At 41.7% G+C, this 24,474-nt stretch carries 23 protein-coding genes and 1 pseudogene; 13 read left to right on the top strand and 11 right to left on the bottom strand.

The window, feature by feature from the left end:
• From CZ225_RS11115 to CZ225_RS11055, 13 genes and pseudogenes are all read left to right on the top strand, one after another.
• Complete coding sequence (locus CZ225_RS11115; protein ID WP_077154101.1) at positions 1 to 3,483, top strand: hypothetical protein; 3,483 nt, start codon at positions 1 to 3, stop codon at positions 3,481 to 3,483.
• A complete protein-coding gene (locus tag CZ225_RS11110; RefSeq protein WP_077154100.1) occupies positions 3,476 to 4,339 on the top strand; it encodes a hypothetical protein in 864 nt (287 codons plus the stop codon). Before CZ225_RS11115 ends, CZ225_RS11110 begins: the two co-directional genes overlap by 8 nt.
• Before the next feature lie 3 nt (positions 4,340 to 4,342).
• A complete protein-coding gene (locus CZ225_RS11105) occupies positions 4,343 to 5,161 on the top strand; it encodes a hypothetical protein (protein WP_077154099.1) in 819 nt (272 codons plus the stop codon).
• 3 nt (positions 5,162 to 5,164) lie between these two features.
• The gene (locus CZ225_RS11100) at positions 5,165 to 6,805 is read left to right on the top strand and encodes a coiled-coil domain-containing protein (protein ID WP_077154098.1); all 1,641 of its coding nucleotides are present in this window, start codon (positions 5,165 to 5,167) and stop codon (positions 6,803 to 6,805) included.
• A gap of 5 nt (positions 6,806 to 6,810) precedes the next feature.
• A complete protein-coding gene (locus CZ225_RS11095; protein ID WP_077154097.1) occupies positions 6,811 to 7,458 on the top strand; it encodes a hypothetical protein in 648 nt (215 codons plus the stop codon).
• A 1-nt stretch (position 7,459) separates the two neighbouring features.
• Entirely contained in the window at positions 7,460 to 8,221 is a 762-nt protein-coding gene (locus tag CZ225_RS11090; RefSeq protein ID WP_077154096.1) for a S1C family serine protease, read from the top strand.
• A gap of 6 nt (positions 8,222 to 8,227) precedes the next feature.
• Entirely contained in the window at positions 8,228 to 8,524 is a 297-nt protein-coding gene (locus tag CZ225_RS11085) for a DUF6804 family protein (RefSeq protein WP_077154095.1), read from the top strand.
• A 106-nt stretch (positions 8,525 to 8,630) separates the two neighbouring features.
• Positions 8,631 to 8,849 (top strand): annotated as a pseudogene (locus tag CZ225_RS11080) (penicillin-binding transpeptidase domain-containing protein); the annotation flags it as partial.
• Between the two features lie 7 nt (positions 8,850 to 8,856).
• Positions 8,857 to 10,650, top strand: a complete 1,794-nt coding sequence (locus CZ225_RS11075) for an FtsZ/tubulin family protein (protein WP_234983036.1) — start codon at positions 8,857 to 8,859, stop codon at positions 10,648 to 10,650.
• On the top strand, positions 10,650 to 11,534 hold the full coding sequence (locus tag CZ225_RS11070) for a radical SAM protein (protein WP_077154093.1): 885 nt from the start codon (positions 10,650 to 10,652) through the stop codon (positions 11,532 to 11,534). Before CZ225_RS11075 ends, CZ225_RS11070 begins: the two co-directional genes overlap by 1 nt.
• A gap of 2 nt (positions 11,535 to 11,536) precedes the next feature.
• On the top strand, positions 11,537 to 12,820 hold the full coding sequence (locus CZ225_RS11065; RefSeq protein ID WP_077154092.1) for a radical SAM protein: 1,284 nt from the start codon (positions 11,537 to 11,539) through the stop codon (positions 12,818 to 12,820).
• Positions 12,821 to 12,910: 90 nt separating this feature from the next.
• Positions 12,911 to 13,939 (top strand): hypothetical protein, encoded by a 1,029-nt coding sequence (locus CZ225_RS11060; protein ID WP_077154091.1) that lies wholly within the window; start codon positions 12,911 to 12,913, stop codon positions 13,937 to 13,939.
• Positions 13,932 to 16,100, top strand: coding sequence for a hypothetical protein (locus tag CZ225_RS11055; protein WP_077154090.1), 2,169 nt, complete (start codon positions 13,932 to 13,934; stop codon positions 16,098 to 16,100). The genes CZ225_RS11060 and CZ225_RS11055 overlap by 8 nt, the downstream gene beginning before the upstream one ends.
• A gap of 82 nt (positions 16,101 to 16,182) precedes the next feature.
• On the opposite strand, the gene CZ225_RS11050 is transcribed toward CZ225_RS11055, so the two are convergent.
• The 11 genes from CZ225_RS11050 to CZ225_RS11000 all read right to left on the bottom strand — a co-directional run bounded on the left by CZ225_RS11050 (position 16,183) and on the right by CZ225_RS11000 (position 24,470).
• The gene (locus CZ225_RS11050; RefSeq protein WP_077154089.1) at positions 16,183 to 17,463 is read right to left on the bottom strand and encodes a PcfJ domain-containing protein; all 1,281 of its coding nucleotides are present in this window, start codon (positions 17,461 to 17,463) and stop codon (positions 16,183 to 16,185) included.
• 3 nt (positions 17,464 to 17,466) lie between these two features.
• Positions 17,467 to 17,892 (bottom strand): PcfK-like family protein, encoded by a 426-nt coding sequence (locus CZ225_RS11045; protein ID WP_077154088.1) that lies wholly within the window; start codon positions 17,890 to 17,892, stop codon positions 17,467 to 17,469.
• Between the two features lie 97 nt (positions 17,893 to 17,989).
• Positions 17,990 to 18,274 (bottom strand): hypothetical protein, encoded by a 285-nt coding sequence (locus tag CZ225_RS11040; protein ID WP_234983035.1) that lies wholly within the window; start codon positions 18,272 to 18,274, stop codon positions 17,990 to 17,992.
• A gap of 43 nt (positions 18,275 to 18,317) precedes the next feature.
• Positions 18,318 to 18,500, bottom strand: coding sequence for a histone H1 (locus CZ225_RS11035; protein WP_077154086.1), 183 nt, complete (start codon positions 18,498 to 18,500; stop codon positions 18,318 to 18,320).
• Between the two features lie 29 nt (positions 18,501 to 18,529).
• Entirely contained in the window at positions 18,530 to 19,096 is a 567-nt protein-coding gene (locus CZ225_RS11030) for a hypothetical protein (RefSeq protein WP_077154085.1), read from the bottom strand.
• On the bottom strand, positions 19,093 to 19,638 hold the full coding sequence (locus CZ225_RS11025) for a topoisomerase C-terminal repeat-containing protein (protein WP_077154084.1): 546 nt from the start codon (positions 19,636 to 19,638) through the stop codon (positions 19,093 to 19,095). The genes CZ225_RS11030 and CZ225_RS11025 overlap by 4 nt, the downstream gene beginning before the upstream one ends.
• A 28-nt stretch (positions 19,639 to 19,666) precedes the next feature.
• A complete protein-coding gene (locus CZ225_RS11020) occupies positions 19,667 to 20,404 on the bottom strand; it encodes a hypothetical protein (protein ID WP_077154083.1) in 738 nt (245 codons plus the stop codon).
• A gap of 5 nt (positions 20,405 to 20,409) precedes the next feature.
• A complete protein-coding gene (locus CZ225_RS11015) occupies positions 20,410 to 21,594 on the bottom strand; it encodes a DUF3991 and TOPRIM domain-containing protein (RefSeq protein WP_077154082.1) in 1,185 nt (394 codons plus the stop codon).
• A 35-nt stretch (positions 21,595 to 21,629) separates the two neighbouring features.
• On the bottom strand, positions 21,630 to 22,961 hold the full coding sequence (locus CZ225_RS11010) for an ArdC family protein (RefSeq protein WP_077154081.1): 1,332 nt from the start codon (positions 22,959 to 22,961) through the stop codon (positions 21,630 to 21,632).
• Positions 22,945 to 23,175 (bottom strand): hypothetical protein, encoded by a 231-nt coding sequence (locus CZ225_RS11005; protein ID WP_077154080.1) that lies wholly within the window; start codon positions 23,173 to 23,175, stop codon positions 22,945 to 22,947. The genes CZ225_RS11010 and CZ225_RS11005 overlap by 17 nt, the downstream gene beginning before the upstream one ends.
• A 32-nt stretch (positions 23,176 to 23,207) precedes the next feature.
• Positions 23,208 to 24,470, bottom strand: coding sequence for a MutS N-terminal domain-containing protein (locus CZ225_RS11000; RefSeq protein WP_077154079.1), 1,263 nt, complete (start codon positions 24,468 to 24,470; stop codon positions 23,208 to 23,210).
• Positions 24,471 to 24,474: the final 4 nt, after the last annotated feature.

Genomic DNA, 24,474 nt, shown 5'->3' with positions numbered 1-24,474 from the left:
ATGGGACACATTTTCAGATTAAAAAGAGCAGGTATTGTTGCTACAAAGACTACTATCGTCGATTGGAGCAATTCAACTGCAACAACATATAATCATGGGTATGTTGATGGAATCTCTGATGCTACAACTACGCAAAACGAGATAACTTCAATTCCTTCTCCTTTTGCGAGAATAGAATTGGTAAAGGAAGCTTTTGGTAAGATTATTCCAGGCACATTAAATCAAATGTCTGTTGACGATGTAAAATCGCACCTATCAGGCAATACAATTTATCATAAAATGGTATCTGACACCTTGGATGTAGCTCAAATATTTTTCTCATATCCAACCATGCAAGATAAGGTTGACATTGTTGTTTGGAATATGAATCAAGAATTGCAGAAGCTATTGTTGTCACCTAATCCGAATCACCAAGTTGCTGGTAGATCATTAGACATGTTCCTCAAGCAAGATGCCTTAGGAAATGACCCATACAACTTTGGGAAAATGAAGAATATGTATATTCTTAAATATAAGGGATCAGGACAGAAACAGATGCACATCATTGGGGCTACTTCACCTGCAACACTATTTTTTTCTACAGCTAATAACGAGTATGCTATATCAAAGGAGCTATGTTTCGGTACTGATTATGCATTTGATTCAAACTATTCATCTCTTGACCAAAGAGATCCAGAATTCTTGAAATATATGTTTGCATTTAGATACTCAAATGCGAACTTTAATAATGATTATCCTGAGGTTGCCAAATATATGGATGCTGTTTACTTCGTTCTTGATAATAGCCTCAAAAACGAAATTAATAGCATCCAAAATCAGTGTATTTCAATAATTCCTGGTACAAAAAACTTCGTAGATAAGACTTATGAAGCTCTTAGTGTCAATATTAATACTACAACATCTTTTGATGTCGAAATCAATGGAGTTTCATTCCATTGCAAAAGAGCTGTTGTCACAGGAAACTCTGATTTTGAATTACAAGCTCTGAAATCGACAGAAACATTACCGTTAGTTCTTCCTGTTGTCAGAGGAAACGCTTATGAAAACATGGAGTACTATGGTTCTAAATTTGGTAGAAGTTTTGATGTACCATATTATGATGCTTTGCCTCTTGCGCAACGGCGTCTGCCTGGCATTAATATCCAGCATCCTTATTTAACTATCAGCGACTTCCTTGAAGATAAAATTGTAAAGCTCCCTTCTGCTATTAATAAAGCAGACTATTTTGATGGCAACTATCAGAGTTCAAATGGCAATGTTGAAGGTTATTTGTTCCCAATAAAGGATACTTTCTTTGATTACTTTACATCTGATTATTTAACGGGCTTGGCTCCATCAGGTAAAAAGGCTTTTGAAATTAAGCAAGTAGCTTCCGGAGTTGAAGTATCACTCCGTGTACCTATTAAGGCTGGAGAAGTAGAATATAAGCGAATATATACTCTTGATGTTAAAGCAGATGAGCAGAACAATAAGGGTGCAATTGTTGTTCCTGATGAGGATTTAGCAATAGGTGTATTTCCTCCTGTAAAATTTGCTCAAGAGGCTGATGCACATTATAGAATCGTTATTCTTTCCGATCATTCTGTAAATAAAGACTGCACTTGTGTTTGTTATACTAATATTGCTGGTAAGTTTGTACCAGATTATGTTACTAGAAATGTGGACATTCAAGAAGAACTAAGTTCAAAAGTGTACTTGTTGGACGGAAAAACTTTTGATTTTGCAAGAGTTTCTTTAGTTTCAGAATCTGGAAAAGAAAGAGTAGGCAGTGGATTGTTAATACCCAAGTTTAAACAACGTGCAGGTGCCGCCTCGTTGACATTTGCCATTGACTTAGGAACATCGAACACACATATAGAGTACTCTTCAGGTGATGACCAACTACCTAAGCCATTTGAATTTAATAGCGACCAGCCACAGTTCAGTCTGCTTTTTTCAACAGATAGTGCGGTGGTTATGGATCATATCAGAGGTGAGTTTATTCCTGAATCTATAGGTGTGAACGCTAATTGTCATTTTCCCATGCGCACTGTCCTTTGCATTGATAAAGTAAATTCCGGACGTAATGGCACTGGAATTGGAGCATATGAGCCATTTGGCAATGCATCTCCTGCATTTATGTATAATCAAAAAATAGTAGGCACAAAGTACAATGAGTACGTCCCTAACTTAAAGTGGAGTCAAGCTAGTCCCACTAATGAGCAAAGAATAAAATGTTATATCGAATCTTTGTTTATGATGATACGTACAAAAGTAGTTCAAGAAGGAGCTAGTATACAGCAAACGCAAATTAAATGGTTTTATCCAATAAGTATGTCTGCCTTCAAGAAAGGACTATTTGAGCGTTTGTGGACAGCTGCGTATAAAAAATACTTTAATCAAACCGGAGTTCCAACTTCTATAACAGAATCTGTTGCTCCATATTCATTCTTCCAAAAAACCAGATCTGATGTGACTAATATCGTTACAATTGATATAGGCGGGGGTACAACAGACATTGTTGTTGCGGATACAAATGGTGTAAAGTGTATATCATCCATGAGATTTGCTGCTGATGCAATCTTTGGTAATAGCTTAGTTAGCGTTCAAAATGGAGAACTAAACGGTATTATCAGACAATGTAAAGATGATTTCATTTCAAAACTTGAAGGTGAAGAGGAATTACAGAAAATGCTCATCCAAAAGACTGCTAATAACTATGGTAATTCTTCTGAGGTTGCATCTTTCTTGTTTTCTCTTGCTGATAACGAAAAGATTAAAGCAAAGTCTATGAGTGATGCAGTTGATTTTAATGCGTATTTAATGCGTAATGGAAGCCAAAAGATAGTATTCTTCATCTTCTATACTTCTATTATTTATCACTTGGCTCATCTCATGAAAGCAAAGGGATTAGAAGTTCCCGCGAATATAGCGTTTAGTGGTAATGGTTCGAAAGTAGTATCTGTTCTAAGTCCTAATAAATCTTCTCTTGAGAAGCTAACAAGGCACATTTTTAAGTTGGTGTATGATTCTGATATTGATAAGGATATTAAGCTGATACTAAATTCTGAGAACCCAAAGGAAGCTACTTGTAAGGGTGGTTTGTTCTTGAGCCACGAACCAACTAATATAGAATCCGCGAAGAGTATTCTTTTAGGAGTTTCAAGGAACTTACTGTGTGAATCAGAAACATATGCTGATGCACAGACAATGTATGATGATGTTGTTAAAGACGTAAGAGCCTATTTTAACTTTATTGCTTTGAAACTAGCACGTATTCAGGGGTTTTCGTTAAGTAACGAGTTTGGTATTGATAAGCAGCATCTTGATTTAGCAGCAAAGTGTTTCAACGAGAACCTGTCTACATATGTAGAGAAAGGTGTTCGTTTGAAATTGGATACTAGTGATGTCAGTCTTGATGATAAGTTAGAAGAGACTCTATTCTTCTATCCGATAATTGGTGTAATTAATGATTTAAGTAATAGAGTTTGTGAAAATGAATAATTCAAAGAGAAGAAGCGGCTTGTTTTTGTTTCATCTGCTTGCATACAGCTTTAACAATACTCTTTTTGCCCAAGATAGTATCAAGGTTAAGCAAGATTCTATTTTTGAGGAATTGACTTCAAAGGTGAATTGTCTAGAAACATCAACAAGAGATCTAAGTAATAGCTTAAATGAATCCATACATCATAATCTAATTAGTGGCTTTCCAGACATATATTTGATTTTGATACTTTGTGGTATCGCCATTTTATTTAGTCTATATGCAATCTATAAAGCACACACTAATTATGCATATAGTCATTCTGATATGGATTGCGACAATAGTTTTTCATTCAACAAACTAAAAAAAGATTACACGAAAATAGAAGATGAAATTGTACAGTTAAAGAATCGTATACACGTCCTTGAAAGTCAATTGAGTAATTCACGAAAAGTACAATCAAACTCTACAACAGGAGGTGTTAAAAAGAATGCTTTTCGTGAACAGGGTACTAATTCTATGTTACCCAACACTGTGAAGCCAAAAGATAATAATAACAAAGTTGCCAATAAGCAAGCAGAAACTCGTGAATATATTTGGCTTAAAGCTGTTGATGGAGGAAAGTTGTCAATAGCTCAATCTGCTGATGTTGCCATGTATAGAGCGTGGAAAAGCAATGGCATTTATGCTTTTGAATTTTGTTGTGCAAAGACAGGTAAAGCTATTAATAACCGAACTAGCGTTATTGATCCTTTCTGTGAAGTTCAAACAAACGGAATTGATCCAGACCAAGCAAAGAGTGTAAATGTGAAGAAGCCTGGGAGCTTGTCTAGTGACTTTCAAGTTCTCACAAAAGTTATAATCCAATATTGTTAAGTTATGTTTGAAGTCAATATAAAAGTAGAGCCGCAGAATTCTTCTGACATGCAGCGTGCATTAGAGTTCATTCTCAACCAGCCTTGTATGAGTGGGTTCAAAGAGACATATTATAATAAATCGTCCTATCTTACAGGAAATTTGGCTGGTAATAGTAGAAATAACCAAGAACTCATCGATAAAATTAAGGAGCTTGAAAAAGAAATTCAAATGCATCAAAAAGAGAATGAAAAGAACCAAAAACTGCTTTCAGATAAGGGTGCCGAGATTGAAAAGCTTCAGCAATCATTAGAAGAGCAAACAAAGAAATTCGATGAAGAAAACAAAAAAAACAACGAACTTGAGAGTGATTTATTAAAAGCTCTTGATGAGAAAGAAAAAATTGAAGAAGAGGCCAAAAGCCAGTTAGAAACATTTAAAAAAGAATATAACAAAAATCTAACCGACAAGGACAAAGAAATTTCTCGTCTTAGGAAGATGCTGGAAAGCTATTCTCTTAGTTTCGGCTCTGATGATCCTTCCGAGAAAATCTATTTTGAAGTATCAGAAAATGGTACACTAGAAGAGAGCATGATTTCGTCTGATTCTCTATATTGGGCAAGCAAAAGTGGCAGTATTTACAAATATACAATTAATACTGACGATGGTCCTATGATTAAAGCCATATCAGATGTTAATCGATATCTCATTCCGTATTGTAACATCCAAAATCAAATGGAAGGTGCCAATACAATCCAGATTATTTCTATTGGAGAAGCAAAACTGATGATGGGATCATTTCAAGTAGAAAAGAAAGCGGTTATTTCATTAATTAAGCAATAAACTATGTCTGTTCAATATTATATAGTAGCGATTGTCGTAGCATTTATCGTTGTCCTTCAGGTAATTGCATTCTTTAAGAACCTGTCAATTATTGGTAAACTTAGAGCATTGTTCCCTAATACAAATACATTGTCATTACATAAAGGAAGTAACACAATAGAATGCTCTCTTAATCATGCAGAATTTGAAGGAACTTTGTATGATATTAATGGGTATCTAAATGAAAATAAGAATACGTCTGCAGATTATCAGATAATCAAGGAGATAGTTGAAAGAGATTCCCAAAGAATAGAGGAAGATGTTGATACAATGTTATCGACCCCCCTTTATCTTGGCCTTATGGCTACAATTTTAGGTGCCGCAATTGGAGTTGTATCTTTTGCTTGGACAGACCTTGGAACTTTATTGACAGGTACTAATATTCAGGTCGAAGGAATTAAAACTCTTCTGACTGATATTGGTATTGCTATGATTGCAAGCTTTCTTGGTGTCATGTTTGCAGCTATTTCTACCTCAAAGTACAAGGAGGCACGAGGTGAGATGCTTAAGATGAAGAACAAATTTCTGTCTTGGATTCAGACAAAAGTTATGCCTAATATGTCAGATGACCTTACCGGTGCACTTACAAAAATGGCAAATGACTTAAATAATTTTAATAGTACTTTTGCTGAAAATACCAAAGAATTAAAGGAAACCTTATCTCAAGTAACTGACAATTATGATAATCAAGTAAAATTACTTGATGCTATTGATAAAATAAAGATTGCTAAGATTGCTAAAGCTAATGTAGAAGTATATGATAAGCTGCAAGGGTGTACAGAAGAGTTGGAACGCCTTTTTGAACATCTTGGAAATTCAGAAGAATATATAGCTCAGGTAGTTAAGTTGAATTCACGCTTGGGTGATATTGAGGACAGGACTCGTCTTTCTGAAGAATTAGGTAGTTATTTCAAGAGTGAGATTGAATATGTTCAAGACAGACAAGGAATGATGAGACAACAGATGTCTGGTCTGGACTCTGTTGTTCAAGACGCCTTGGATAATTTAGGAACAAGTCTAGCTGGAAGTATCTCTAATTTGACTGAGGTTTTCCAAAAGCAAAATCAACAAGTTCAAGCATTGATTGAAGAACAACAAGAGAGTCTTTCAAAAGCGCTTGAAGATCAACGTGTAGCTATTAATAATAAGATAGCAGAAATTAATGACCCATTTGGTGGACTAAAGGATACATTTAAAGAGGTAGGAGAACAATCTCGTCAAGGCATTGAGAGCATATCAAGTACTTTTGAAACTCAGAACACAGCAATCAAAGAAATGTTAGCTACACAAAAGGAATTGCTTGAAAATGAGATCTCAACTCAGCGCGAATCATTAAAGTTACAATTCGCAAATGTGCCAAGTCAAATGAACGAGTTGGCTAAAGTAATGGAGAAACTGAATCAAACAATACTAACTCAGCAACAAAAGATTGATGAACAAGGTAATGCGATTCAAACTCTAGCAAGTTCTATTGGTACACCATTGGATTCTAAAGGAAATACTAAGCGTAATTGGATGAATGTAGCTATTGCTGTTGGCGTTTGTGGTTCATTTATTATGCTTCTTGCTATGCTTTGCGTCCAAGTGTTTGATATTAAAATCTAACATGTATGGCAAAAGGAAATAAGAAATCTTTGTTTTGGACAAGCTATTCAGATTTGATGACTAGCTTGTTCTTTACATTGCTTGTACTCTTTGTTGTAGCGATTATTGCAATGGGACAAGCACTCAAAAAAGCAAATGATTTACAAATTGCAACTCAAGCAGAAATCGATAAGATTCATAATATTGAAAATAGCATACAAAATATTGATAGTAAATGGTTTGAGTACAATGAACTGCATAAGAAACATGTGCTAAAGATTGATGTCTCATTCCCAATAGGTCAATCTGAAATTACTCATATTCCACTAGAAAAAAGAGAAGAACTATATAGCGCAGGCTTAGCAATAGATCAATTCCTAAAGCATGCAGAAGAAGAGTATGGTGAGTCGGTAAAGTATTTGTTAATTATTGAAGGTCAAGCCTCCAATGATGGATATACTGGAAATTTTGATTTGAGTTACCAAAGGGCTTTGTCTTTGTATCGCTATTTTCAAATTAACCGCCATTTGGATTTAAAGCGACAAAATTGTGAAGTGTTAGTCTGTGGTAGTGGCACAGAAGGTGCTTTAAGAGCATATCCTGATAATGCTTCTAATACTAAAAATCAAAGATTTCTAATACATATTTTACCCAAGCCGGGGGTTATTAACTAGTATGAAAAAAATATCAGTATTACTAATTGTTTTCTGTTGCGTCACTTTCATTAGCTGCCGTAAATCTGCAAGAAATCAAAGAGAGCGGTTTAGATCAACCGAAATAGTAACCGAAAGTAATAGAGATGGTTCTCCTACAAAAGAAGTTCGAGAAAGACGAACGTCATCAAGTCAAAAAAGGGGAAATAGCAAACGTTCTAATCATAAAATAGAAGGTTCTCAAGTTTTCGATAGATATGGTAATGCTGTATTTATGATTTTTACGAGTGATGGCAATAATGGGTATCAAGGCTCAGGTTTCTTTGTGAGTAACGATGGACTTGCCGTTAGTAACTATCACGTATTTAAAGGGACTACCATTGGTAAAGAACAGATAAAGTTGGCTGGCAGTAATAAATCGTATTCTGTAGCAAAAGTCCTTCATAAAAGTGAAAAAGAGGATTTTATCGTATTTAAGGTAAACTGCCAAAATACAAATTACATTCCGATAGCAAAATCTAAACCTAAAATTGGAGATAAAGTCTATGCAATCGGTAGTCCACGAGGATTGGAAAACACTTTCTCTTCAGGAGAAGTTTCACAATGGCGTGCAGATAATTTAATGCAAATAAGCGCACTTATTGATCACGGAAGTAGTGGCGGTGCACTAATCAATGAGTATGGAGAAGCCATTGGCATCACTTCCGGTTCTTTTGCTGATGGTTCTCAAGCTAATTTAAATTATGCTTGGAGTATAGATGTTGTCAAACCATATATAGAATAAATCCACATGAAACCGATATTGAAACTTATAATCGCCATAATGCTAATTCTTTGCTTAGCAGATATGCCATATGGCTTCTATGAACTAGTGAGATTTGCAGCGACAGGTACATTTGTTTATCTGTCATATGACTATTTTAAAAATAAAAGAGAGGGACTTGGGTTCTTATTTGCTGGATTAGCTCTTTTGTTTCAGCCATTCTTCAAAGTTGCACTCGGAAGGGTTCTTTGGAATACCATTGACATAGTAGTAGCTGTAGCTTTGATATTTCTTCTAATAAGAACCTTTAAGAAAAAACTATGACGAAGGATGGATATCTGAGAGCTTCCGATGATAAGAAGATCATTACATGTATCAGTATTCCGTATCTCGAAAAGTACATACAAGAGTCAGGGTTGCTGCATACCACATAAGGGTGGCAGGAGCTACGGGGACAGCTCGCTTTATAGACGATAGCTATGCCGTAGAATTTTGCGGTTACTTTCCTGCCGATCATCCGAAATATTCTGTAATTGTCACTATGAACAAGAAAGGATTGCCCGCAAGTGGTGGACTGATGGCAGGGGATGTATTCAGACAGATAGCGGAATACATGAAAGAAGGAACTATTGATTTTATATCAAATTGATTATAATATGGTTAAGTGGATAAAGAACCTTTTTAAGAAGAAAGAGAGACCAATGAATAAAAAAACTTCCATTTCGGAGGATACTAGTACAAGAGAGAACGTACTTCCTTTTGAATGGAAGAAAGAAGATAATGTACCTTCTATGATATTTGCTCACAAAACGCTAGTAATAGGTGTTGGAGGTGCTGGCACTAAAGTTCTAAATTACCTTGGACTCATAAATCTATCCGGATTTAATTATAATGAACTCGACTTTGCTATTATTGATTTTGATTTTGCTTGCAGAGAACCTTATTTTATAAGAAACCATATCATGCTTAATGAATTTACTGCATGTGGAACGACATTAGAATACAATATAACAGAACATTATGACACATCCTACTATGAAATGTTGGTTAGTAAGTATGAACGATTCTTACAGCCAATACTTGCACATTCGCCCGAACGTCTTATTTTCGTATGTGGATTAGGAGGTACTTCTGGATATGGAGTCTATGCCCTTATAAAATACTTCTTAAAAAAGAATATCTCTGTTGAAGCCATCGTTTCAATACCTTTTAAATTTGAAGGGAAAAGAAGGCAAGAATTAGCAGAACAAGCTCTTGCTGAAATTCAAGATCTTCTACCGGATTCATTAGTGATTTATAATCAGAACTCCGCAAAGAAAGATTGGCCACTTTCGCAAGTTTTCACCTATTCCAATCACCAAATGGCAATTAGGATACGAGAAATTGTTAATCATCAAGAAGTAAACTCTGTAGTCGTAGCTTCAATTGACGATCTTGAAACAGATGTACTCAATACTTCATCCTCTCTTTCAGTGGAAGAGTATGGACAAGTACAGACACTTTGCGATATTATAAAAGTGCTCAATGAACAAAAGCATTATACCTGCGTAGGGGAAATGAACGATGATATTAACAAGGTTATGGACAGGTATTGTCGACGTGGAACAATAAGCGCAAGAACTCGCCACTATATTAATTCTGGATTGCTTGAACATCTTGATTTGTTTAAAGAGGGGACATTGGATTTTGAAGCTTTGAAAACGACCCTATTAATAGCTCTCTATCGTCATCAAGATGATGATATTGAAAAAGTGATGACAAGACGAGACGTTGCTAAACTGATTCACATTATTTCTTACCTTAATGATTTCCGCCGTTATACGTCAGGCAAAGAGATTCAAACGGATTTGATAGAGCATGTATTTAGTGACACATTATCGCACGGAGATTTAAGCAAGGATTATCTGAATGATAAAATGTTTAGAAGCGCTCCTCTTGGCGGACATGCCTATCCTTATTTCACTTTCTTTTGGGCACTAGATGAATTTTGGGACAAGGTTTCAGTTGATGAGATATTGGACAATCAAAAGCTACAGACTATAATGATTGATAAATATCAGCAAGATGTAGCTGAATATGGTATAGCTAAAGTTGTTTCAGAAAATTATGAGCAAGATAGTTCTTGTCATCCCGAAGTATATTGTCCAAAGCATGGCGAATATTATGGTCCCGTATTGGTAAGTGTAGAAGATGAACGTAAGTTTATAGAGTCGTGCGGTGAAGGAAAAGGCCCCAATAGTAGTGACGATTATTTCGAATTTAGGGTTGCTTCGTCTCTCCTTGCTATTGACCCTAAATATACAGAAATAGGCACAGATAAAGATTTTTGGGATCACTACTATGTGCCGAAACAAGACTTTACTCTGCCCGTTTATGGAAATATGGGTAAAGTATATTTCAATAATCAAATAGAGAAAGAGTCTTTCATACGGAAACTGCTTGAAAAATAATGGAATATCATTTGTTTGGTCGTCCTATCCAGATTAAAGCTTTAGGGTGTAGTATTAATGGAAGTCAAGCTACCCCTATTCCACCAAGCATCAATCTTTTTGTAAAGGTTACAAATGGTTGTAATGCACATTGTTTGTTCTGTTCGAATGCAGGGTACCAAAGCCACCAAACTTTCAATATAAATAAGCTCTTTGATTGTATAGATGAAATATTTCGGCAGAAGATATACCTGAACAGATTAAACATCACAGGAGGTGAACCTTCCTTGGTGAGTGGATTAGTGAAGAACATTATCTCACGGTTGGAAAGTCATAACAGATACAATTGTATTCACCTCCACCTAAACACCAATGGTTTTCTTCCAGAGTCAAAGGCATTGATGCGTTTTCCTCGATGGGACTCAATCTCAATCTCTTTGCATCATTATGAAGGGGAAAAGCTGGCAAAAATATACGATTGTGCGATGCCCGATGCTCCGTTAAGTTTTGAAGGAGTGGATATGGATAAAGTCAATCTCAGTTGCAACCTCATGAAAGGGTATATCGACTCACCCGAAGAGGTAAGCAAAATGCTTGATTTTGCGATAGACTTAGGAGTGTATCGCATTGGGTTTGTTGGGTTGATGCCTATAAACGAGTATTGCCGTACTCATTTCATTGATTTGAAAGATGTTGGCATTGATACGATTCCACATGTGTATTTTACAAAATCAAAGAATAGAGGAACTGATTGTAAGTGCTCAAACTACCTATACAATAAAGATGCCAAGATATTGGAAATATATTTTCGCAACTATATGAATCCACAGTATTGTGAATCTTCATTGGTTTTTGACGGGGAATATCTTCGCCAAGGGTTTCATGATAATAATATCATTATCTGATTATGGATATAGAGAACATCTTTGCTCACCGTATGAACGATGAACGATATAACACATCATACCCACTTAGTCCTGAACACTGGAAGCCGTTTAAAGTAAAGGGGGAATTGGACTATACTGGCTGTACAGTCCTATCTTTCTATATCCATATCCCATTTTGTGAGCATCTTTGCTATTTCTGTGAATACACAAGAATGCTTGTACCGAGTCGTGAAATACAGCGGTACTATTTGAATGCAATAAGACACGATATTAATAGTTTTTTGAATCTCTATCCCAATATCACATTATGTGGATTTGACATTGGTGGTGGAACACCTACATCGTTGTGTGATGAATGTTTTGAAGAATTGCTGAATATTTACAAGGAAGTTGTAGAGAGAGTGAGTCTAACTGATGATTTTGAGCCGAGTATAGAAGCTACATTTCAAACTCTATCAGATTACAAAGTCAGATTGATAAGCAAAGCTGGAATAAAGCGAGTTTCATTTGGCCTACAATCGAGCGTAAAAAGCGTTCAAAATAATAATGGAAGGGTAAACCCTACGTTATCTATGATGGACGATGTCATTCAGATGATTCATACTAACGGCATTGAGAAAATCAATATTGACCTTATGTATGGGCTAAAGAACCAGACCTTAGAAGATATTGAGACGGATGTAGCTTGTATTAAGCAATTTGCCCCTGAACAGATTACACTTTATGAGTTGCGAACCAACATGCTTTGCTACAAAGAAAATAGTTCTAAAGAAGAGCTATTTCGTTGTTACAATCAATTCTTTGAAGGGCTGACTAAACTTGAATACAATGCTAGGTTTGGGCAAAACACCTTTTCAAAAGATCTAAATGATCAGGGACTATCGTCCTATTTGAGACATCGGATGTTGGAGTTTATTCCTTATAAGGGGTTTGGACTCTCAGCCCAAAGCATGTCACCTACTGGAATCAGCTATAATTTAGGTAAAAGTGTTCACCAATTGAAATATTTTATTCAACAAGCCAAGAGTTATCCGTCTGTAGATACTTATATGCTGCCAAGCCAAGAGATGCTTTCAAAGTATATGGCCATTTCAGCATACTACGGTCAAATGTCTATTGCGGTTGCCAACCGAATTCTTGAGATGGATTTCATGGCGGTGTTTAAATCAGAGGTAGTTTACTGTATACGGCAAGGATTGATAGAGATTAATGGTGATAAGTTGACCATCACCAGAAAGGGCTTTGAATATTACGGTGCCGTATTTTCATTGTTTTTCGATACAATAAAATGTGGTACTCTTTAAAACGCTACTTGCATCATTATAACATCTAAAACCCAATATTGTGACATACGAAAAATTAAATGCGATTGCATTGAAAATAGTTGTAAAATTATGAAACAGAAACTGCTAATCATATTATTATTAGTTTGTTCCATTATGAATGGATGTCATACTCCGGAACATCATATTCGTCATAAGGAACGTTTGTTCACAGGCAACGCCATCTATCACTGGAAAGGGGGCTTCGATTTGAGCCAAGCCGACTCCCTATTCCTGCGACAATACCAAGTGGAACGCATCTATTTACGCTTTTTCGATGTGGTGGAAGATTTGGCATATGGTGCAGTTCCTAACTCTACGGTAGTTTTCAAATCGGCCATTCCCGATAGCGTAGAAATTGTACCCACTGTTTTCATCACGCTGGAGGCACTCTATGCAATGGAAGGGAATGAAATAAAATTGGCCGAGAATATCGCCAAGCGAGTGATAGCGATGACCAAAGGCAATAAGATTGACCATGTACGAGAAGTGCAAGTGGATTGCGACTGGACGGAGAACTCTGAATCATCCTATTTCCGACTTTGCGAACAGTTGCGAAAAAAATTGCTTCAGCACAACATAGAGCTGAGTTCAACCATCCGTCTGCATCAACTTTCCACACAAGCCCCACCTGTAAGAAGCGGAGTGTTGATGCTGTACAATACCGGAAGCATTCGGGATATAAAAACAGAGAACTCCATACTGTCTTATGATGTGGTAAAGCAATATCTTAAAGATGACAGCTACGACTTACCTCTTGATTTCGCTTATCCGGCCTTCTCATGGGGAGTGGTGTTTTCTAATGGCCATTATGACCGACTTTTACATGACACGGATTTCCTTCTTCATCAAGAGGAAGAATCTGCAATAATGAAGAAGGGGGAAAATCGATATAAAGTGAAACGAGACATTAATAGTTTGAAGCTATATTCGAGCGATGAAATAAGATATGAGCATGGCGACCCGAAAGAGATTAAAAAAGTGAAATCACTAATAAAGAAGCTCTATGGTGATGAAGCTCATTCTAGCATCATTTATCATTTGGATGAGAAAGAGTTAAGCAGATATACCAATCAACAAATTCAACAAATCTATGAGTAAGTTCGTTATATTTTTGTTATTCATCGCTATCCAGTGTGGTAGCCGAATGCAAGCCTGCACCACTCCCTTCTGTCTTCCTAAGAATTATCAGACTTACCGGGTTATACCCACCAACGCTTGGGAACTGTCGGATGAGCTGCCGGATGAACAACTGGCCAACTGCCTATTGTGGCAGGAAGAATCATCGAAAAATATTTCAATCCTAGAAATAGATGAGGTAGTATATCAATGGAGTTTAACTCAGTTAAAGCAATTGACCACAAGCAGAAAAACAAAGAATCGGTTTGCTCAATGGTTAGTGACCGACGGAAAAGAGGTACGCGACTATTTAGTGATAGCCAAAGAGGTGGAATATGTTCGGCAAGAGATAATTGACCCTTGGTATTATCCCTATGAAGGAGATTCCGTCAGCACCATTCTAACCCGCTTGGAACAGGACGTTAGGGCAAGGCTGAAAGGATCGTTACACAGCAGATACCTATTGCAACTGGCAAGATTGCTGACTACTACAAAGCAATACGGAGAGATTATCAGCTTATGGAAAACAGAAACTATCCGGGAATATTTACTGAGAAAAATGATTTCCGGATATGCGGCGGGAGCCTATTATGCAGACAAGCAATATAAGAAAGCCTTAAAGATGTTTATTGAGAATGGTGATATAGATTCCATGATTTGGTGCTTCAAAGCCTTAAACCTTCCCTACGATAAACTGGATATCATTGAGCAATTGGCAGAAACGCCAACGAACTTTGTTTTGGTTGCAAGTCATCTGCAAGACTACATCAGAAAAGTTGAAAAGAATTTGGAAGACGGATATAAGGATTGCAGCAAGGAAATAGAACGGATTATTCAATTGAGCCATCGTTATGCCCAACAGGTACCTGCCAAGCAGCAAGCCATGTGGCTATATACCGAAGCCTATGCTTATTGGTTGAAGCAAGAGGCAAACACAACGTTGCAAATTATCTCCAAGGCAGAAAAACAATCGACTACACCATTTCTCAGACAATCCATCCACACACTACGCCTTTTGGCTGAAGCTTGCACTAAAAATGTAGATAAAGGATATGACCATTGGCTCTATACAGCTTCACAATGGATGATAGAACAGGCAGAAGCGGAAAAGAAACTTCGGCTCAGTTATGAAAGGTCGCAAGGTATAACCGCAGAGGAGGTTTATGATGCCATAAACTACAAACGAATCTACAACTTTAGCTATGACTATCATACCGATATGCTTCGCAAGTTAGTGTTGGGGTACGTTGCGCCCAAATTGATGGTTGCCGGAGATACCATCAGGGCTATTCAGGCGGTGGATATGGCAGATTATGTATTGTTGCCCGATAAGACAAAAGAAAGAATTAGCAGCCACAACAATGCTGTCTTTGCCATGATTGATACGCTCAATGCCTCTGTAGTCCGGCAATTTGTAGAACGCATAAAAGCACCGAAAGATACTTATGACACCTTCTACAATAGGCACGGAAGCGGATGCAATCGTGATTTCTGGAACGATATAGTGGGTACCATGCTACTTCGGGAGACTCGCTACGAAGAGGCTATTCCTTGGCTGGAAAAAGTGTCGCATCAATACATTGCCCGAATGAATGTATTACCCTATTTCAAAAGAAATCCCTTTGCACTGGAATTTGTCAATGATGCTGGATGTCGGCAAAAAAGCGTGTTGATACCTGTTCGTAAAGACTATAAATTGTGGTTCGCCAAAGAAATGATAAGGTTGAAGCAGACCTATCCCCATGAAACCGATGCCGACAAACGAGCCATGATGCAGTTGCGGTATGCAGTGGGGATGCGCAATTCCGTATCTTCTTGTTGGACATTGACTCAGTACTATCAAGGCTCTTATTTTGGGGATAGTAATGAAGCAATAGGTGATAAAATAATCTACGATAGCACAGCAAAAGAATACAGCGATATGTACAAGCGCGTGAACCGTCATGAAAAAATATTGCAAGCAGTAAATGGAAACGCCTCTTCTTTGATGCAAGAAGCATTATCAGGCTTCCAGGACCAAGAAAAATTAGCCTCTGTCCTATGGGCAATGGGGCAATATAAAACGGTAGCAACACAATATACCAACACTCGATTTGCCAAACAAAAGCGAGGTAAATGCGACCGTTGGAAAGATTATATCTAATAGAGTTCCTTTTATTTTATTAAAAAGCCTCCGACCCACGCTTCACAGCGCAAGTCGGGGTCTCAGAACAATTATCGGGAACTTATGCGGTCTCTCTCGCTTTCAAGAAGCGGTGGGCATTGTCGTTTACCAATTTGATGATGCGGTCGTGATACTCCGTATTGGAGTTGCACACCCCACGGCTCTGTATCACCTTCCCTTGGCTGACTGAGAACTCCACCGTCTCGATGCGGTTGCCTTGCAGGTCGTGAGCCGACAGAATGATAGAGTCCGTCTTGGCATAGTATTCACATTGGAATACACAATGCTTCATTTGTTCACCCTCTGCCTTGTACGCTTCCAAAGAGTCCAACACGGAAATTTCAATGTCGTTGTCGCTGATGACGATACCGAAGAAACAAGATTTGCTCTTGTAAAAATCTGCTTCATGTTGCTTGGCTCTTTGTAGCTTCTCCTTGTCCCTGCGCTGTTTCTCTATTGCATTGACCTTGTGAAGCCAGTGGTCGTGTTCCGCTTTGAGGTCTTTCGGGCAGATGTATTTCATGCTACGGATGTCCTTGCCACACTTTTCAAGCAAGCGAATGGTATCACACCACATTCCGTAATCCTTCGGCACATAATGGTGGCGTGTGGCTATTTTGTAAGACGCCCAACACACATCAAGGTCAAGTGGATGGTTCACAAAATAAGCTACCGCCCTGCGGTTTCCGCTTTTCATCAGCGTTTCAATCCGATTGTCAGACAATAAAGCCGACATCAACCTGCACAAATGGCAATTATCCGGCAATTTGCCTTTCAGTCCGTTGCGTCTCAGTTCGGGGATGAGCGAGTAACGAGGGTAAATGTAGGTGTCTGAAATGCACCAGTGTACATCGTACAAGTTTCTCAACTCAATGGACGAAGCCCAGTTGAAGCTATCCACATAATACCCCATAGTTCTTTTCCTTGCAGTGACCGCCACCTTGCCTTGTGCATTGAGCCACATACGGCATACCTCTCCGCAATCTGTTGTCATTGGCTTTCCTTTGCGATAGGTAGCCGACAAAAGGAATACCCTCTGCACCTGCAAGCCGTCAATGGCTTCAAGGGTAGAAAAGTAGTTCGCTTCTTTCCATTTGCGTTTCAACGTATCGGTAATTTCTACTTTGTGCCCACAATGAGGGCAACGGATGGTTACATTTCCTTTTCCCTTGTGTTCAAACTTCTCACCACAATCACCACAGGTACACTTATGCCCCGATGTGCGGAAAGCAATATGCTTCACCACATTTTTGATAGCCCATTCCTCGGCTTTATAACTGATAGCGGTCAGCTTCTCATTGGAAGCTGCCACCGCTTTCTCAAATCTGTTTCTCGGTTTCATGGCTCAAAAGTTGTCAAAAAGTGAAAGTTCGGGTTGCTGTGTCGCTTGGGGTTTGACCGCCTTGGGTCTGGAGTTGCGCTGCTGTATTTTGCGTAGTTCCTCGTCCTGATAGCGTTTCAGGGCAGCTTTCCTTTGCTCCGCCTTTTCCTCCTCCGTCAGTTCGATATGGTGATTGACCACCACACCGCACTGCAAGGGTTTGCCAATTTCAATAGTAGGCTCATCCACTACGTGAACCGCCATTGAAAACACTTCCTCGTCTGAAAATCCGCAACATCCCGACTGCTGTACCTCATTGAGTATAAAAGTGACCACATCGTCAATGGTGCGTGTCGTGGTTTCGTACTTGGCACGGAAAAGTTCATCCTCCTTCGCCCGATTATCAAGATAGTTCTTGATGATTTCCTTGAATTGCGCTGTTCCTTTCATTGTTCTTCTGATTTTAATTGTTCCGATTTCTGATTTATTTCGCTTTGCGCAATAAACTCACGCTCGGCATAGATAAGCAAGCATCTCTCTGCTCTCGCTAATCGTTTATTTCCCTTTTGTTTGAAGCCTTTGGCTTCTTGCTTTCGGGGAATTTTTTGATGCCTTCCTCACGGAGTACCACGAGGAACATCAGGCAAGTGTGGATGAAGGGAAACGGACGGAATACCCAATTTGGCACAAATTGCGGAAGGCTGCCGGATGTTTGCCGTACAGCCAAGCGAGGCGGCACTTGCCGTTGTGCCGGTACTCCGTATTTTTGTATCAAAAATCCCGGACGCAAGATGACTGCCGGATAAAATGAGAAAATCCCGATGCCGTTCAAAAGCACCGGGATTCCAAGAAGAACTTTCCAAAAAGAAAGCGGATTATTCTTTTGTCTGCGAAGCGGATAAAGAGAGTTTTCGGAACTGTTTCAGCATTGGCTCGATGTCGAGCGATATGCGTCTGGCACGAAGCCCTGCCGCCTTGTTCCCTTTTTCCATTTGCGACTTGGCATTTTGCAGCAATGCCATCATTTTCGGTTCGAGTTGTTCTATCAGTTCTTTCATTTGATTGTCGTTTTAATGATTGTTGTTTTTCATTTCAGGGCAAGGGGAATTTCAAAGGATCTGACCACGCAGTTTGCCTCCTTGTCCAAGATGAACCAGTATTCGGAACGGTAAGGAGTGCCCTCAGTTGCTTTCGCCTCAAACTCTATCTTTACTTTCCACCCGTTGAAGAGCTTTGCCTTGCCGGTATCGGATTTTCCACTTTCAAGCATCCCTATGCTGACCAGTTCACGGAGTGCCGTCATAGCCTCCATCCGTTGCTTCATCCGTTCGGGAAGTTCCCAGTTTTCCGGGTCGATGCTTTCCATGCAATCCTCCTTCATCACCTCCTGACCGAGTTTCATCAGGGTCATCGAGAGGGCCATCTGCTCGTTCATCGTCACATACTCCCTGCCGAACACGGAATCCACCTTGCTGATACCTTTTATCTTGACAGACTCCGGGTTATCAACCGAAGCCGCCAATGCTGTCTTTGCCACTTCGACCGCCCGTTTCTGCGGATTGTCGGAACATCCGACCAAGCAACAGCAAGCAATACCACCCCAAAACAGTACGGTGGCTATTAGGATGGCTTTTATCAATGCTCCCGGTCTCATATCTTCACGATTTGAAGTTTGTCAGGGGAAAGCCCCAGTCGCTTGCGATAGATGGAGCCATCCTCGCGATACATTTCCAGCTCGGAGGAAGTGATTTGCTTCTCGCATATCTCTTTCGCTTCCGCCAATGTCAGTTGATGACCACCAATATTGCGCCAGATGGCGAAATTGCATTGGGCGGCTTGATTCGCATAGTTAGAGCAGTTGAACGCCCGGCTTCCCACACGGATGTCACCGCCGCAATGGGGGCATTTGCCGATGACCGGCTGCATATTGACCGCTCCGTCATCCGCCAGTTCCAAAACGGTCGGGAACGCTTTGCCCTCTTTGGTTACAAAACCGTCAAGTAGGATGCAGCGTTGTTCCAACAGTTCGGCAATCTCACCGTCATTCATCTTCCGGTTGCCGATAATCCCGTTGATATTGAGTACGCAGGTCGGATGTTCACTGATGTTGTGTTCACAACGATAGCCTTTGCAGGTCTTCACCACGTTGCCGCCACACAAGGGACAACGTCCTATAATTTTCTTTTCTGATTCCATTCTCTTTTGATTTACAAATTATTACTTGCTACCATTTCAGCAGATAGCCTTGGTTCCATTCCGACACGATGCCGTTGATGATGTTCTTGCCCGACATCACGTTTGCCCATCCCTCCGGGTCGAGGGAAAACCACAGGTCGTTCCACGAGAGGGTGCGTACCTGCCACGCCAGTATGAAAAGGTCGGTATTGATTGCCTCCAGCCTTGTCACCACCTCGTTGGCGATGTAGTACCTTTCCGCCGAACTGAGCAGGTTGACCTTGTGCTTCTCCTTGTTCCCGTCCTGATTGGTGACATCGTAACTACCCGAAGTCACCAGTTGCTTCATGAAGGGATAGAGAGCCGCCAACTGGGTGGCCGCATCCGTCAGCTCGTCCGATACCATCGAGGCGATGACTGTGCCTTTCAAATGCTTGCCCACCGACTTTGTGAGCAGGCTGCAATTCCGTGGTATCTCCACCGTTACCAGTTCTCCCGCCCGTTTGATTTGGTGCAGGTTCTGTACCGCGCCTTGCGCATTCGACAGATACTCCAGCATCTTGTCCTCGACACGATGCACCCGGTCAAGGGCCACGGTAACGGCTGTTTCTGCCGCGATGATTTTCTCCTGCGTCTGCTTGCGTTTCTTATGGATGCTTTTCAGCTCCGCCGTCTGTGCCATGACCGCCGCCGTCAGAGTCGGGTCGGTCTGTTGGGCGTAGCCGGACAATCCTCCGACAAGCAGCAAGACTGCCAGTGCCGTTCGTTTCCATTTCACTCCGTTCATAATCCTTACATTTTAAGACCGGCCTTTCTGCGTCCGGTCAGGTTTTGTTCACGTTCATCCTTGTGAGGGGAATGGATGACCTCCATCGGCTTGTTCAGCAGGCAGTCGTTCCAATCCTTGAAAGCCTTGGGAGGCAACCACTGCCCCATCTTGTAACGGATGGATAGGTGCTTGCTGACCTGTGCCAACAGGGAACGTTCCGTATTTAGCTCGAAGGTCTTGCCTTTGGCTTCTATCTGAAGTACATCCACTTTCCTGTTGATTTTCATCGGTACATCCTCCAACAGAGCCATCATACGCAATCCGTAAATGCGTCCGGCAAGGTCGTTGTCGAAGCAATCGAAGGCACGGGCATGAGGGAAACGCGCCATAACTCCAGTAATCTGCTTGTCGGAAAATGTACCGCCCAATGATACCAATGCCACATCCGAGCCTAATTGTGTTCGGTTCATCTGGTAGAACGCCATCGCATCGAAAGCGGACTCACAGAAAAACACGCTCTTGACCATACCACTGTTGCCATTGGATAGGTCAGCTACCCACGCGGATGTAGATGAATCCGTACCTGCCGCCTTGGACTTGTAACCGCCATGTCCCCGTATCTCATAGCCCTTGATTGCATCATCCTTGCCATTGGTATAGGGGAAACCGATGTTGTAACCGTCAAACTTCTCATTCCGTTTGTCCCGAATCAATGAGATAAACGGAGCAAGTGCTTTTACCGTTTCATCGGAAAGCCCGCGCTGGGAGAACAGTGCTGGAATCCTTTCGGGATTTATCGGCTTCACCTCATAACGTGTGCTATCAAAGACGGCATCGGACTTGACCGACTTCACATAGTCGCTATCTTCCCGGTATTCGGGTTCGGGCATATTGGCGAAACGAGCCAGTACCTTGGCAATTTTCTGCCAATCGTCCTTGCCGGACACAGGAAAGGCGTTCAGGTTCTCACGGATGAGCGTGACGACATCGCCTTTGGAGCCATCCCTGCGGAAATAGGCTTGGGCCGATTTGTTGTTCGGGTTGCTGACGATAATCGTATCACGTTTGTTACCGCCTTCACCCAATACAAGTTCGATGTATCTGCCCACGCCTGCCTTCCTATCCAATCGGTAGCCCAACGCATAGGCAATGTCATCGACACCCACACGCGATTTCAGTTCCTTGAAGTTGACTTTATAATCGGTCATTCCGGTTCCTCCTATTCAATTATATAGGTCATACATCACATACCCATCCTTGCCCCGGAGTGTTGAATCTGTGGGCGACGCATCATCGCCAGTTCCGGCTCGTAGCTCTTTCGGGCGGTCATGTTCAGGAACGCTTCCTTGTCCTTATAGTCGGTAAGCTGGAAGAAGGTACGTGCCGTGTCCTTGGAAACGGCTTTTAGCCCCAACTCCACACCATCGTAGGATGCGCGGATGGCATAGTCACCGTTCCGGGTCTTCACGATGGCGGCGTTCTTGAACGGGATTTCCTCGTTCGGGTCTGACGGTGCGAACGGGTCGTTCTTGGCAAGGTACGGTTGCTCACCGAGGGCCAGTCGTTGCTTGTCCACATGGTCGAGTATCAAGTCCGAAGCCTTGTTCACGTCCGCCATCACGGACACGATGAACTTGGGTTCTTTCTTCAATACCCCAATCCAAGAGTCCAGATAGGCGGCGGAGTTGTCGGTCACTTTGCCATCGAAGCCCATCGAGTGACTGATCATCGCTGCTGTCAGTTCTGCCACCAGTTCCTCCTTCGCATACTTCGGGTCGCCGAACCTGCCGCCCATTTCCCGGTTGAGCCGTTCGGGGGTCATCGTGGAGTGGGTCATCTCATGCAGCATGGTTGAGTAGAACTCCATGCCGCCTTGATAAATCTCTTCCGGCGTGTTGCCGATGTTGAACTGCGCCTTCATCGGAAGCACGATGCTGTCACCGGAGGGAGAATAATAGGCCCCGTCCACACGCTTGTCCGCCTGTATCGGGCAGAGCCAGCCCTGCGTCTGTAGCATACGGTCCAAGGAGGCATGGGCGTACATCCCTTCGGTGTCCTTGAGTTCGGGCACCTTGAACTTGTCAAGCAGCTTCTGCATCCGTTCGGGCTGCACCTCGGCCAAGTTGGTCTGCGCCACGTTATAGACGGGAAAAGCCTTGACGAAGGGGATGGTTTCCATTTCCTTCTTCTCCTCCTTGCTCATCGCCCGGTATTCTTCGGAACTGACACGCTTCCCGTACTTGTCCTTGACCATCATGTCCCAATAGACCACGGGGAAAGCCTTCTCACCTTTGAGGACGTGCGCTTTCAAGTTATGCGCCTGCTTGAAGGTCAGATAGACCGGGAGTTGGTAGCCTTTGGCCGCTGTCTGCAACTGGAGAAAGAACGAGTTGGAACCGGAGTAGTTCCGGCCGCCCACGTTCTGCGGTAGTCCGTTGTAGCCGGATGCGCCGCCTATCCAGCCTTTTTTCCAGCCGGTATCCTTCATCTGCTGCATCCGCTCGATCATCATTTCGGCGAAGCGGTCGATGGCTGCCTGACCGGAGTTGCCTGACGGGTTAGTTCCAGATGCCATAATCCTCGTCATCCATTACCTGACGCTCCATCCGTGCGATGTCCGTCTGTTCGACATAAAATTCTGCGGATTCGTCCGAGGGGTCTGTACCGTGCGAACGGCACCACTCCTGAAAATCCTCTGCGTCTTCACCGTCCATTACGAATTGGAGGTAGCCGATGCGTCCCTCCTGAAGAAGTTCTACCAGTTCTTCGTGATTCTTTGTTGTTGCCATAATTTCTTTTTCTTGTGATGTTATGAATTGATTTACATTTTGACGGATGCCGATTTCTCCATTTTGGCGGTATGGGCTGCCAGCATACCGGTTATTTCCGTGGTCAGGTACTTGGCGGCTATCTGCTCACGGGTGGCCGTCTTGGTCTTGAAGAGCGAATAGCCGTCATCGAAAGAGATTTCCTGTCTGGAGGTTTTCCCTTTGTCGCCCATATCGACAGATACCTTCCACTTGTTGTCGGTACGGTCTTTGGCGACACGCACCCCATTGGAATCCACTCCTTCGGGAAGGCTGTATTTCTCGTAGGCCGATTTCAGGTGCAGTTTCTCGCCGAAGTTCTTCTCCACTAACTTTTCGGGGGTTATCACCCGGTCGAAGTAAGCGTTCAAGTCCTGACGGGAGGCAACTGCCGACATCTTGGCATCACCGATCTGTGCGTAGAACTTGTATTTGCCGTAATCAGGGCGTTGTTCGTCCTTCTCCTTATAGACGTTGAACTTCTCCACGGTGATGTTCCCCTCCGGGCCCGCCATCGACTTGGGCATCTTGAAAGACTCTTCCGATACCTTGGGTTGGAGCTTGGTCGGATAGTAGCGTTCCATCAACTGCGGCACGGTCATCTCCTTGTTCTGATAGGCGGCAAGGTCGGCTGCATCCATCTTCTGCGGCTTCAACTGCCTGCCGTCCATCTTGGCGGTGAAGTACCAGTCCTCCGGCTTCTCCTTGCTCTGGTAGGCATGGCCGTGGGTCACTTTCTCACCGTTGGCCGTCACCATCTGCGGCTCGCGGGGCTTGTGTTCCTGCTTGGCTTCGGATTTCTGTTCATCCTTGGCTTCAGCTTGGGCTTCCGTCTTTGTTCCCGTTTTCTTTTTTCTGGCAGGTTTGTCTTCGGTGGCGTTCTTCACCGCCTTGACAGGTTCTTCCTGCACGACCTTCTCTTTCTTCTTTGCCATATCTCTGTCTTTTGAAATGGGTTGTTCTTTCTTTTCGTTTTTTTGGTTCGCCGATTGCTCGCAGATGGCGACCCTTGCTCCTGACCGGATCAGTTTGGGTAGCAGGGTGTCAAGTTCCGGGCGTGGGAAACGTACCGTCTGCACCTTTTCCTTTTCTCCGGGAATGAGCTTGTCCGCCATGTCGATGGCGAGTATCACGGAGGCTTTCACCGCATCCTGCTTGTAGAGTTCATAGAAATCTCCGCTCCTGAACAGTAACATGGCATCAGGATGTTTCCGCTTCATTTCATCGAACTGCTTCATGAGTCCGATGTCTTTCTCTTTATTGGTTTGCTTTGCCATAAGA

The sequence above is a fragment of the Bacteroides bouchesdurhonensis genome (assembly GCF_900155865.1).
GTDB lineage: Bacteria > Bacteroidota > Bacteroidia > Bacteroidales > Bacteroidaceae > Bacteroides > Bacteroides bouchesdurhonensis.
The sequence above is the reverse complement of the archived record's forward strand: the minus strand, read 5'-3'. Positions and strand labels throughout refer to the sequence as shown.